Raw genomic sequence first — 12,214 nt, forward strand, 5'->3', positions numbered from 1 at the left:
TTCCCCCGTTGTCCCCCGATCCCCCGCGGCTCCCCGTAGTCTCCCCCGCGGATCCCCCGATCCCCGTGGTTCCCCCGCGATCCCCCGTCCCCCGAGCCGCGGCCGGGCCTCCCCGCACCGGCCGCGGCACGTCGCGCGGCTACGGCTCCGGCGGCGCGTCCTTCGGGCCGTCGAGCAGGTCGAGCAGGTCGGCCAGCGCGCGGTCCACGATCTCGCGGGCCCGGGCCTGCTCGGCCTCGGTCAGCGGACTGTTCTGGCGGGTCCGGCGTCGCAGCGCGTCGGCCACCGGGCCGCCCTGGCGCCGCAGGTAGCCGAAGAGCTCACCGAGCTGCGACAGGTCCACGCCGAACCCGCCGGCGCCCCAGATGCGGGGCTCGTCGTCCTGCTCCGCCTCCTGCTGCTGCCACTGCTCCTTCCACTGGCGCGCCCACTGCTCCTTCCAGTCACGCTGCCAGTCGCGCTGACGCTGCTTCCACTCCTGCTGGTGCTCGCGCTGAGCCTGGCGCCACTCCTGCTGCTGTTCGCGCGCCTGCTGCTTCCAGTCGCGCGCCGCGTCGCGCTGCTGGCGCTTCCAGTCCTTCCACTGATCCCAGCCCCACTCCTCGGATCCCGGCGGGAATCCAGGGGGAAAACCCGGCAGCCCCGGGAAGGGCGGCGCGTCCTGCGGCGGAGGCGGGGTCGGCGGCTGCGGCGGGGCCCACGGCGGCGCGCCGAACCAGCCGGGGGCGCCCTTGCCGCCCTCAGAGCTCTGCTGGGCGCGACGGGCCTGGTCGGCCAGCTCCTGCTGCACCGCCTTCGCCGTCTCGCGCACCTCCTGCCGGATGCCCTCGGCCAGGTCCCGCGCGGAGGCGCGGATCTCGGTCTCGAGCTCGGCCAGTTCGTCGGCCCGGGCGGCGAGCTCGGCCCGGCCGGCGTCGGTGATCCGGTAGACCTTGCGCCCGCCGTCGGACTCGTGCCGGATCAGGCCCTCGGTCTCGAGCCGGGCCAGGCGCGGGTAGACGGTGCCGGCGCTGGGCGAGTAGAGCCCGGCGAAGCGCTCGCGCAGCTGCTGGATGATCTCGTAGCCGTGCCGCGGACTCTCCTCGAGCAGTTTGAGCAGGTAGAGCCGAAGCCGGCCGTGGCCGAAGACCGGAGTCATCGCGCGTCCTCGATTCCGTCGTCGTGCCCGGTGCCCGGGCGCTCGTCCTCGATGGGTCCCTCGTCGTCCGGCTCGCGGCGCAGCACGGTGATCGCGCCGGAGACGGTGTGCCCGGTCAGCCGGGCCCGGCCGTCGCCGACCCGGCCGGCCAGGCGCGAGCTGCCCGGCTTGCGGCTGGCCGCGATCTCGGCGAACTGGCTGGTGGCGTGGCCGGAGGTGGAGGTGAGGTCGACCTCGACGTCCGGGTCGTGCGGCAGCCGCATGGTCAGGCCGCCGGAGACGCAGGTGGCCTTGACCCGCGGCGGCAGCGGCTCCTCGAGGTCGAGGGTGATGGCGCCGGCCACCGTGTTCAGGTCGATCTTGCCGCCGGAGCCGGCCAGCACGGTGATCGCGCCGGAGACGGCGCGCACGCTCAGGTCGTCGGTGGCCTGCTCCACCGTCACCGCGCCGGAGACGGTGGTCACCGAGGTCGGGCCGTACATGCCGGCCAGGGTCAGCTCGCCGGAGACCCCCTTGAGGGTGACCCGCTCGTGCAGGTTGGACAGGACCACCGGCCCGGAGACCACGGTCACCTCGACCAGCGCGTCCGGCGGGACCGAGAGCGAGAGCTCCACCTCCTGCCGGGCGCCGCGGGTGAGCCAGCCGAGCAGGCCGGAGCGCAGCGACTCCTCCCCGTGCCGCACCACCAGCTCGCCGTCGGTCAGCTCGACCGTCAGCGGCGGCCCGCTGATCCGGCTCACCTCGAGCGCGGCCGGGCCGTCGACGCCCAGCACGTTGATCCGGCCGCCGACGGCGTGCAGCCGCAGTCGGCGCACGCCCTCCCCGATGGCGAGTTGCTCCGGCTGTTCGATCTTCCACGACTCGGTCATGGGTCCTCCCCTGGTTGGGCTCCGCTCCGGCGGCGAGACGCGATGTATCGCGTCCGTCGAGAACCACGATATATCGCGTCCTGGGAAAGTCAAGCGGCGCTCGCGGCGGGCCGTCACGGGGATGTCGCGGCCGGTCCGGCCGGATCGCCACGATCGCGCCACGGCGCACGTCCGGTCGCGTATCGGAGACCCGATGGCCCCCAGCGTCACCGCACGTGCCCTGGTCTGCACACAGGGCCACTGCCTAGGGTGACCGCATCGTGTGCCCCACGCCGGCCGTGGGCCACCCGCTTTGCGCACCCCGACGAAGGAGGCCTCCTTGCGGATCCTGCTGATCGCGACCGCTTTCAACAGTCTGTCACAGCGCGTCCACGCCGAACTCGCGGAGGAGGGCCACGAACTCGCCGTGGTGCTCGCTGCCTGCGGTGAACAGGAGATGCGCGAAGCGGTGTTCGGGCCCGGACACCGGGCCGGCGAATCCAAACCGGTATACGACCTCTGCATAGCCCCGATGCTCACCAGCGCGATACCCCGGGACGTGTGGGAGGCAGTGCCCTGTTTCATCGTGCACCCCGGCCCGCCCGGGGACCGCGGGCCCTCCTCGCTGGACTGGGCCCTGCACCGCGGCGTGGACACCTGGGGCGTGACGGTGCTCCAGGCGGTGGCGGAGATGGACGCCGGGCCGGTCTGGGCGCACGCGTCCTTCCGGGTGACGCCGGGGGTCTCCAAGAGCGACCTGTACCGCGGCGAGCTGTCCGACGCGGCGAGCACCGCCGTGCGCGAGGCCGTGCGCCGGTTCGCGTTCGGCGAGCGGCCCGCCACCGCGCGGCACGTGGCCACCCGCCCGTTCTTCCCGCAGCAGCTGCGCGAGATCGACTGGGCCCGAGGCTCCGCCGAGCACGTCAGCGCCCTGTTACGGGCCGCGGACTCCAGCCCGGGCGTGCTCGACGAGATCGACGGGGAGCCGTTCTACCTCTACGGCGCCGCGCCCGAGTACGCGCTGCGCGGCCGTCCGGGGACGCTGCTGGCCACCCGCGCGGGCGCGGTCTGCCGGGCCACCGCGGACGGCGCGGTCTGGTTCACCCACGCCAAGGCCAAGCGCAAGCCCGGCGGCCCGCCCGGGATCAAGCTGCCCGCCGCGCTCGCCCTGGCCGGGCGGGTGGCGCACCTGCCGGAGTGCCCCGGCTCACCCGAGATCTCCTACCGGGAGCGGGGCGAGGTGGGCATGCTCGGCTTCCGCTTCCCCGGCGGCGCCACCAGCGCGGAACAGTGCCGGCGGCTGCTGCGGGCGTACCGGCACGCGCTGACCCGCCCGACCCGGGTGCTCGTCTTCGGCGGACAGCGCGACTTCTTCGGCAACGGCATCCACCTCGGCGTGATCGACGCGGCGGCGAACCCGGGCGCCGAGTCCTGGGCCAACATCGTCGCGATCGACGACGTGGTCGAGGCGGTCGCGCGCACCACGGACCGGCTGGTGGTGGCCGCGCTGGGCGGGAACGCCGCGGCCGGCGGCGTGGTGCTGGCCCAGGCCGCCGACGAGGTGTGGGTGCGCGACGGAGTGGTGCTCAACCCGCACTACCGGCTGATGGGGCTCTACGGCTCGGAGTACTGGACCTACCTGCTCCCGCGCCGGATCGGCCAGGCGGAGACCGAACGGGTGATGGAGGCGGCGCTGCCGGTCGGCTCGGCCCGGGCGCTGCGGCTGGGACTGGCCGATCGGCTGGTCAGCGCGCCGCCGGAGGCGTTCACCGAGGCGGTGTGGACGGTGGCCTTCGAGCTGGCCGCCGCGCCCGGGCTCGAGGCCAGGATCGCGGCGAAGGCCCGGCGGCTGGAGCAGGACGAGGCGCGACGCGGCCTCGACGACTACCGGCGCGAGGAGCTGGCCAGGATGCGCGCGATCTTCGACGATCCGCACGCGCCGTACCACGCGCTGCGCTCGGCCTTCGTGCGCAAGGCGCTGCCGGACCGCACGCCCGAGCACCTGCGGCGGGTCGCGGCGGCGGTCTGACGGCGTCCGCCGCGCCGCGGCCCGGGCCGCGGCGCCGGCGGGCCTAGTTCTCGCTCTTGGCGGCGCAGGCCGCGCAGGTGCCGAAGATCTCCAGCGTGTGCTCGACCTCGATGAAGCCGTGCTCCGCGGCGATCTTGCCGGCCCAGGCCTCTACGGCCGGGCCCTCGACCTCGACCGCGGTGCCGCAGCCGCGGCAGACCAGGTGGTGGTGGTGCGTGCCGCTGGAGCAGCGGCGGTAGACGGCTTCGCCCTCGTCGGTGCGCACCACGTCCACCATCCCGGTCTCGGCCAGAGACTGGAGGGTGCGGTAGACGGTGGTCAGGCCCACCGAGTCGCCCCGGTGCCGCAGCCGGTCGTGCAGCTGCTGCGCGGAGACGAAGTCCTCGGTCTCCTCCAGCAGGGCGGCCACCGCCGCGCGCTGCCTGGTAGAACGACCAGGGGCGGGGATCGAGGAGCGGGCCCCGGTTTCTTCTCGCTGCATCGCCGGCACTCCTTGCTTCACATCCGTACGGCGCAAGACCTCATTGTGCCACTGAGCCGCTCACTCCGCTCCGGCGTCCGACCGGCGGCGGTGTACCGTACACGGTCGCGGGGTGGGCCGTTCGGTGGCGCCGGGCATCCGCGCAGCCCGCCGCGCCGCGGCTGGTGGAGGGGGGCAAAGCGTTGGAAACCGCTCCGGCGCACCCGCTACGATGCGCGCAGACCGCACGCCAGCCGGGCGTGAAGGCGCAAGACATACGGAAAGAATCATCGTGGCCGCCGACAAGATCGAAACCATCGTCCGACTGGCCAAGGCCAGGGGCATCGTCTTCCCCTCCAGCGAGATCTACGGCGGCTCCCGTGCCGCGTACGACTACGGTCCGCTGGGGGTGGAGCTCAAGGAGAACATCAAGCGGCAGTGGTGGCAGGCGATGGTCCGCGGCCGCGAGGACGTCGTCGGCCTCGACTCCTCGGTGATCCTGGCCCGCGAGGTCTGGGAGGCCTCCGGCCACGTCAAGGAGTTCACCGACCCGCTGACCGAGTGCCTCTCCTGCCACAAGCGCTACCGGGCGGACCACCTGGAAGAGGCCTACGAGGCCAAGCACCACCACCTGCCGGAGCACGGCCTGGCCGACGTCAACTGCCCCAACTGCGGCAACAAGGGCCAGTTCACCGAGCCCAAGCAGTTCAACGGCATGCTCTCCACCCACCTCGGCGCCGTCGCCGACGGCTCGGGCCTGCACTACCTGCGCCCGGAGACCGCGCAGGGCATCTTCGTGTCCTACAAGTCCGTGCTCGAGTCGAGCCGGCGCAAGATCCCGTTCGGCATCGGCCAGATCGGCAAGTCCTTCCGCAACGAGATCACCCCGGGCAACTTCATCTTCCGCACCCGCGAGTTCGAGCAGATGGAGATGGAGTTCTTCGTCCGGCCGGGCGAGGACGAGCAGTGGCACGAGTACTGGATCACCGAGCGCACGAACTGGTACACCGGGCTCGGCATCAACCCGGACAACCTCCGGCTCTACGAGCACCCGAAGGAGAAGCTGTCGCACTACTCGAAGCGCACCGTCGACCTCGAGTACCGCTTCAACTTCGGCGGCAGCGAGTTCGGCGAGCTCGAGGGCATCGCCAACCGCACCGACTTCGACCTGAGCACCCACTCGAACGCCTCGGGCAACGACCTGTCGTACTTCGACCAGGCCAACAACGAGCGCTTCACCCCGTACGTGATCGAGCCGGCCGCGGGCGTGAACCGGGCCATGCTGGCCTTCCTGCTCGACGCGTTCGTGGAGGAGGAGGCGCCGAGCGCGACCGGCAAGATGGAGAAGCGCGCGGTGCTCAAGCTGGACCGGCGCCTGGCCCCGGTGAAGGTGGCCGTGCTGCCGCTCTCGCGCAACACGGACCTGTCCCCCAAGGCGCAGGGCCTGGCCAACTCGCTGCGCCGGAACTGGAACATCGACTTCGACGACGCGCAGGGCATCGGCCGCCGCTACCGTCGCCAGGACGAGATCGGCACCCCGTTCTGCGTCACCGTGGACTTCGACACCCTCGAGGACAACGCGGTGACCGTGCGCGAGCGCGACACCATGACGCAGGAGCGGGTCTCGCTCGACCAGGTCGAGGCCTACCTCGGCGCGCGGCTGACCGGCTGCTGACCGGCTGCTGAGACGTGATCGACGACGGGGCCGGGCGCGGGTGCGCACCGGCCCCGTCTTCTCTGCCATCATCAGCGGATGCGCGAACTCAATGAGCTGACGGACGTGGACGATCCGGCCTGGCCGCCCTTGCAAGAGCTTTTCGCCTCCAGCGAGGTTCCGTTGCGGGTGCTGCCGGTCGGCGATGCCGAAGGTCGCAGGGGCCTGCTGCAGCTGCAGGTGACGGCGCGGTCCGTGCTCGGATCGCTGACCCTCAACTGCGGCGGCCTGGTCGTGGACGACGGCTGGGTGCGGGTGTTCGGCGGAGGATCGAGCGCGGACGCGGGAAGCATGCCGAGCCTGGCCCAGGTCAACGCCTTCCCGGCGGCCTTCGACCCGGCCTGGCAGCCGGACGGCGCGTTGATCGTCGGCCAGGACGCGGCAGGCGGAGTGTTCGCGTTGAACGGCGCCGATCCGGCTGCCCACGGCCGTCCCGGCGAGCCGGGACAGATGACGTACTTCGCCCCGGACACGCTGGCTTGGGAGGCCATGCAGTTCGGCCACTCCCAGTGGATCACCTGGCTGCTGTCGGACGGCCGGCTGGAGAAGTTCTACGAGGGGACGCGCTGGCCGGGTTGGCGCGAGGAAGCCGCGGCGCTGACGTACACCCAGGGCATCACGGTCTATCCGTTCCTGTGGAGCGAAGAAGCCCATGCGGACCTCGCGAAGACCACTCGGCGCGCGGTGCCGATGCGCGAGGTTCTCGGCGTGGCAGCGGATTTCGCCCGGCAGATGGGCCCGGCCGACCCCGGCTTCCTCGGCGAGGTCTGACGCGATTTGATGATCGGCTGAATGCTCGTGGAGCGGGGTGGCTTGTCGGTTCGGGGTGGTCGTTCGGGTGTGGGCGGCCGCTTCGCTCCGCCCACGGTTTCGTCTGCCCACCCTGCCCACCCGTTGCGTTGGCAGGGCAGGCTGGGGTTTCAAGATCTCGCCTCCGGCGGGGGCCTTCCCTCGGAGAGAATGCCGGGGTCGTGTGGGTGCTGGCGTGGTGGGGCGGGCTGGGGTTCGGGGTGGTGGGGTTGCGGGTGTGTGCTCTCTCCTCGGTCGGTCCCCGGAGGCAATCAGGGACCTGCCGGGAGGTCAAGCGGCGGTGGTTTCCGCTGATGCTCGATTCTGCATGGCGCCGCTTGACCTCCCGGCAGAACCCCAATGCCGCGTAGTTAAGGGTTTCCCGGCCCTGTCAAGTGGTGCTTTTCGGGGCATGTTGGTCTTGGTCGGGGTGGTGGACGCGCGAACGGGACGAGACCTCTGATACACCGGTGCGGTCTGCCAGGACTGCCCGGGAAATCAGAGGTCTCGTTGCCTGCCAAGTCTGCCATGCCCGCTCTTACCCGCGCCATCACGCGCGCCTGTGGTTCCTTCGCCGCGGGCCATCTCGGTCCTTTGACACAGGTGATCCCGTGGGCTTGTCAATTGGAGTGTGTAAGTTTGGGGACGGTTCTTCCTTCTTCGGGTCTCCGTCGGCGGTTGCCGTCGGTGACGGTTTTGCTGGTCAGACCGGGAGTTTGCCGGGGAAGCGGATCGCGAAGTCGTTCAGGGCCCGCTTCCAGCCGTAGGTCCCGGTGCCGCGCAGCTGTCCGGCCGGCACGTGGCGTCCCACGCCGTCGATGTGGCGGCCCTCGATGCGGCGGATGCCGAGGTAGAGCAGTTTGATCGCGGCGTCGTCGTCGGGAAAGTGCCCGCGGGTCTTGCTGATCTTGCGGAGCTGGAAGTTCATCGACTCGATGGCGTTGGTCGTGTAGATGACCCGTCGCAGCTCGAGGGGGAAGTCGAGAAACGGTATGAACGTCTCCCAGGACCGCTCCCATGCGGAGATCACCCCGGGTGCGCTGCGGGCGAACGTGCCGCGCAGCGCTTCGAGCGCGGCCTCGGCGGCCGAGGCGTTCGCGGCGGTGTAGATCGGGCGCAGCGCGGCGGCGATCTTCTTGCGGTCGGCGTAGGCGACATACCGCATCGAGGTGCGGATCAAGTGGACCACGCAGGTCTGCACGATCGCCTCGGGCCATACGTGCCCGATCGCCTCGGGCAGCCCGCTCAGCCCGTCGCAGCACACGACGAGGGCGTCTTTCAGGCCTCTGTTGCGCAGGGAGGTCAGGACGTTGAGCCAGAACCGGGAGCCCTCCTTCTGTTCGATCCAGATGCCGAGCACCTGCTTGTACCCGTCGGTGTCCACGCCGATCACCAGGTGCGCGGCCTTGTTCACGACGCTGCCGGACTCGCGGACCTTCACCACGATCGCGTCGATGTAAAGGATCGGATACACCGCGTCGAGCGCGCGGTTCTGCCATTCGGTGATCTCCTCGCGCACCACCTCGGTCACGTTCGAGACCAGCGCGGGGGAGATCTCGGCGCCGTAGACCTCGGCGAGGTGGTCGCGGATGTCGCGGGTGGACATCCCCCGGGCGTAGAGCGAGAGGATCATCTCGTCGACCTGCCCGAGCCTCTTGGTGCGCTTGGGCACGATCCGCGGCTCGAACGAGCCGGCCCGATCACGCGGGGCCTGCAGGCGCACCGGCCCGGACGCGGTGACCACGGTCTTGGGGTAGGAGCCGTTGCGCGAGTTGGGCGAGCCGACCCCGGCCGGATCCCCCTTCTCGTAGCCGAGGTGATCCGCCATCTCCACCTGCAGCGCCCGCTCGAGCACCGCCTTGGTGATCGCAGCCAGCAGCTCCTGCGCGTCGCCCCCGGCCTTCTCGGCCTCGGCCAGCAGAGAGTCGATCGCCTCCGGAGCCAGGATCGCAGCGACCCGACGGGCACCCTCGACCTGCTCGTGCTCCTCGACCAGGGGCTCCTCGGCCTCCACCGACAGCACCTGGTCCATCTTCTTGCCACTCACAGCGTGTCACCATTTCTAGCAGCCAGGCACTACCACCTGCTGCTCAACAGGTCACCCGCTTACACACTCCATTAGACACGCTCGATCCCGTTCGAGCTGGTCGACGCGGTACTCGCCGAGACCGGCCGCACCGAGCGGCGAGTGCGCCGGCTGCCCTCACGCGTCGCGCTCTACCTCGTGCTGGCGATGGCGCTGTTCGAGAAGGCCCCGATATCCGGGGTGTTCTCCGTGCTGAGCGCGGGACTGAGGGCACCGGCGGTCTCGGAGAAGGCGTTGCGCGACGCACGCCGGCGGATCGGGCCGGAACCGGTCAAAGCGCTCTTCGACGTGCTCGCCGGCCCGATCGCGCAACCACACACCCCCGGAACGCGCTACCGCAGGTGGCGCACGGTCGCGTTCGACGGCTGCTCCTCCACCAAGATCCCCGACACCCCGGACAACCGGGCCGTCTACGGCCGCGCACCGGTACGCCACGGACACGCCGGCTACCCGATGCTGATGCTCATGACCCTGGCCGAGACCGGCACCCGCGCACTGGCCGCAGCGGTGTTCGGACCGAGTGGCACCGGGGAGATCGCCTACGCCGAGAAACTCCTTGCCCACCTCGACGCGAGCATGCTGCTACTGGCCGACCGCGGCTTCGACGCCGCCGGTTTCCTGGCCAAAGCCGCCGGCACCGGGGCACACCTGCTCGTGCGCGCCACCGCCAACCGCCGCCCGCCCGTGCTCGCACACCTACCCGACGGCTCCTACCTCACCCTGATCGGCACACTCAGGATGCGGGTGATCGAAGCCGAGATCACCGTCACCGCCACCGACGGCTCCACCCACACCGGCACCTACCGGCTGATCACCACCCTGCTCGAACACCGGTCCGACCCCGCACCCACACTCCTCGCCCTCTACCACGAACGCTGGGAGACCGAGACCGCGTTCCTCGCCATCCGCCACACCCTGCTCGACGGACGCGTCCTACGCTCACGCGACCCCGCGGGCCTGGCCCAGGAGATGTGGGGCATCCTCACCGTCTACCAGGCCCTACGCACCCTCATGTGCGAAGCAGCCGAAACAATCCCCGGCACCGACCCCGACCGGATGTCCTTCACCCTCGCCCTGCACACCGCCCGCACCCACACCATCCTCGCCGACCTCGGCAACCCCACCGACCGGCCCGGGCCCATCGGCCACGCCGTCCTGGCCCACCCCAACCCCGCCCGCCGCCCCCGCCACAGCACCCGCAAACTCAAATCCCCCGGCCAGCGCTACACCTACAAAGACCCCACCAGACCCACCCACAGCACCACGATCACCGGCATCACCCTCACGATCCACCCGCCCACCATCACCCCGCCACCCGCCCCACCCCCCGGCCAACCCGGCCAACCCGGCCGAGCACCCGAGAAAAACCACGTCCTGAACCTCCTCCGACAGACCCCCTACCAGCCCCGACGCATCCCCGAGATCGCCGCCGCCCTCGGTATCAGCGGCCGAAAACACACCAACAACCTGGGCGTCAGAATCAACCGCTGGGCCCACCAAGGACTCCTGACCAAAACAGCCCCCGGCACCTACACGATCAAGAAACAGCCCTTGACAGACCACCAGAACCCTTAACTACGCGGCATTGGGCAGAACCCTGATCGGGCTTCGCCTGCCCGACCGAGGAGAGAACCCACCCCCTGGGCGACCGGTGCGAGCTGCGCTCGGGCCAGGTCCCGTCCCGTGGCCCGGCCGCGCTCAACGCGGAAAAATCCTGCATCACCCTGGTGCGTTCGGCCCCGATCCCAGGCCTCATGAGCGGGCCCGTGGGCCGGCCGCACTCGATGCTGAATCCTGCTTCGCCCTGGTGTGATCCACCGGGTGTTCATGCAGTGCGCTGGATCGCGTGGCCCGGTCGCACTCCGAGGGGAATCCTGCATAGTCTTCGGCCACACCTCTGACGCCGCCTGCCCAGCCACCCCGTCCACAACCCCTCCGTCGCAAGCCCCAACCATCCCCGTACACTTCCAGGCTAGACGCCGCTACCGACAAAAGACGCGCATCCGGCATTTACCGGATAAGCAAAAATCCGGGAGATTTCCGGGAACTCGGGCGTGCACCCCGGCGTTGAAGGAGTAGAGAAGAACAGAGCGGCCCAGAACGGCGATGCAAGATCGTGCACCGAGTACGGCGGGGCGACGGGATTCGACCCGAGCGCAGCTCAGACCCTCTCCCAGGGGGCGGGCTCTCTCCTCGGTCGGGCAGGCGAAGCCCGATCAGGGTTCTGCCGGGAGGTCAAGCGGCGCGATGCAAGATCCAGCATCAGCGGAAGCTACCGCCGCTTGACCTCCCGGCAGGTTCCTGATTGCCTCCGGGGACCGGCCGAGGAGAGAGCACACACCCGCAACCCCACCACCCCGAACACCAGCCCGCCCCGCCAACGCCAGCACCAACGCAACCCCGGCACTCTCTCCGAGAGAAGGGCCCCCGCCGGAGGCGAAATCTTGAAACCCCAGCCCGCCCCACCAACGCAACGGGTGGGCGGGTGGACAGAAGAACCAGGCGACGCGAAGCGCCCGCCCCCACCCGAACGACCACCCCAGCCCGGCAGACCGCCGCTTCCCACCAACACTCGACACGATCATCGATTCGCGTTAAGACCGCAGCGGAACGAGCCGTGCGGCCGGCGCGTCCGAGTGCCATGAGGAGACAATCGCAGAGGACGAAGAGCGTCGGCCGCGCCGCGCTCTTCGTTCCGCTCGCGGCCCTGCTGGCTGCCGGATGCTCGTCGAACGGCTCGCCCAAGACCGCCGACGTACCGGACACCGCCTACCTGGCCGTCGTGCAGAACTACGACGTGCCCATCGGCAAGGGCGGTCCGAGGCAACTGCGGTACACCGTGACGGACCGCAAGACGATCGCGCAGTTGACCGCGCTGATCAACGCCCTGCCGGCAGCCCCGAAACAGAGCAACCCGCCTTCGTGCCCGGAGGAGGTCGCGCCGGCCTTCGATCTCCAGTTCCAGGACACGAAGGGCGGAAAAGTGCTCGCCCAGGTCGACTTCGAGTGCTTCGGCGTGTGGGTCACCCTGGACGGGAAGGACGAGCCGCTCTTGAGCAGTTCGACCTCCCCCGGCGCGCCGTCGCTGATCAACCGGGTCGAGGCGATCCTCGCCCCGTACGCGAAGAGTGCCGAGAGCTGACCGGCTGC

At 70.5% G+C, this 12,214-nt stretch carries 9 protein-coding genes; 5 read left to right on the forward strand and 4 right to left on the reverse strand.

The window, feature by feature from the left end; genetic code table 11:
- Positions 1 to 139 precede the first annotated feature (139 nt).
- Positions 140 to 1,138 carry a PadR family transcriptional regulator gene (locus ACTRO_RS18305; RefSeq protein WP_051451013.1) on the reverse strand — a complete coding sequence of 333 codons (999 nt, stop codon included), beginning with the start codon at positions 1,136 to 1,138 and terminating at the stop codon, positions 140 to 142.
- Positions 1,135 to 2,007 carry a DUF4097 family beta strand repeat-containing protein gene (locus ACTRO_RS18310; protein ID WP_051451014.1) on the reverse strand — a complete coding sequence of 291 codons (873 nt, stop codon included), beginning with the start codon at positions 2,005 to 2,007 and terminating at the stop codon, positions 1,135 to 1,137. The genes ACTRO_RS18305 and ACTRO_RS18310 overlap by 4 nt, the downstream gene beginning before the upstream one ends.
- 319 nt (positions 2,008 to 2,326) lie before the next feature.
- Between ACTRO_RS18310 and ACTRO_RS18315 the strand changes: the two genes are divergently transcribed.
- Positions 2,327 to 4,015 carry an enoyl-CoA hydratase-related protein gene (locus tag ACTRO_RS18315; protein WP_034264588.1) on the forward strand — a complete coding sequence of 563 codons (1,689 nt, stop codon included), beginning with the start codon at positions 2,327 to 2,329 and terminating at the stop codon, positions 4,013 to 4,015.
- Positions 4,016 to 4,058: 43 nt separating this feature from the next.
- Here the strand turns inward: ACTRO_RS18315 and ACTRO_RS18320 are convergent, their stop codons facing one another.
- Positions 4,059 to 4,496, reverse strand: a complete 438-nt coding sequence (locus tag ACTRO_RS18320; RefSeq protein WP_063628254.1) for a Fur family transcriptional regulator — start codon at positions 4,494 to 4,496, stop codon at positions 4,059 to 4,061.
- Between the two features lie 271 nt (positions 4,497 to 4,767).
- On the opposite strand from ACTRO_RS18320, the gene ACTRO_RS18325 reads away from it, so the two are divergent.
- Positions 4,768 to 6,150, forward strand: coding sequence for a glycine--tRNA ligase (locus ACTRO_RS18325; protein WP_034264592.1), 1,383 nt, complete (start codon positions 4,768 to 4,770; stop codon positions 6,148 to 6,150).
- A 78-nt stretch (positions 6,151 to 6,228) separates the two neighbouring features.
- On the forward strand, positions 6,229 to 6,960 hold the full coding sequence (locus ACTRO_RS18330) for a DUF2625 family protein (RefSeq protein WP_034264594.1): 732 nt from the start codon (positions 6,229 to 6,231) through the stop codon (positions 6,958 to 6,960).
- 721 nt (positions 6,961 to 7,681) lie between these two features.
- On the opposite strand, the gene ACTRO_RS18335 is transcribed toward ACTRO_RS18330, so the two are convergent.
- On the reverse strand, positions 7,682 to 9,010 hold the full coding sequence (locus tag ACTRO_RS18335; protein WP_051451015.1) for an IS256 family transposase: 1,329 nt from the start codon (positions 9,008 to 9,010) through the stop codon (positions 7,682 to 7,684).
- 99 nt (positions 9,011 to 9,109) lie between these two features.
- Here ACTRO_RS18335 and ACTRO_RS50370 point away from each other — a divergent pair, with 99 nt between their 5' ends.
- Both ACTRO_RS50370 and ACTRO_RS18345 read left to right on the forward strand, forming a co-directional pair.
- Entirely contained in the window at positions 9,110 to 10,639 is a 1,530-nt protein-coding gene (locus ACTRO_RS50370; RefSeq protein WP_084316364.1) for an IS4 family transposase, read from the forward strand.
- A 1,066-nt stretch (positions 10,640 to 11,705) separates the two neighbouring features.
- A complete protein-coding gene (locus tag ACTRO_RS18345; RefSeq protein ID WP_034264597.1) occupies positions 11,706 to 12,206 on the forward strand; it encodes a hypothetical protein in 501 nt (166 codons plus the stop codon).
- Positions 12,207 to 12,214: the final 8 nt, after the last annotated feature.

It is taken from the genome of Actinospica robiniae DSM 44927, from assembly GCF_000504285.1.
Classification (GTDB): Bacteria; Actinomycetota; Actinomycetes; order Streptomycetales; family Catenulisporaceae; genus Actinospica; species Actinospica robiniae.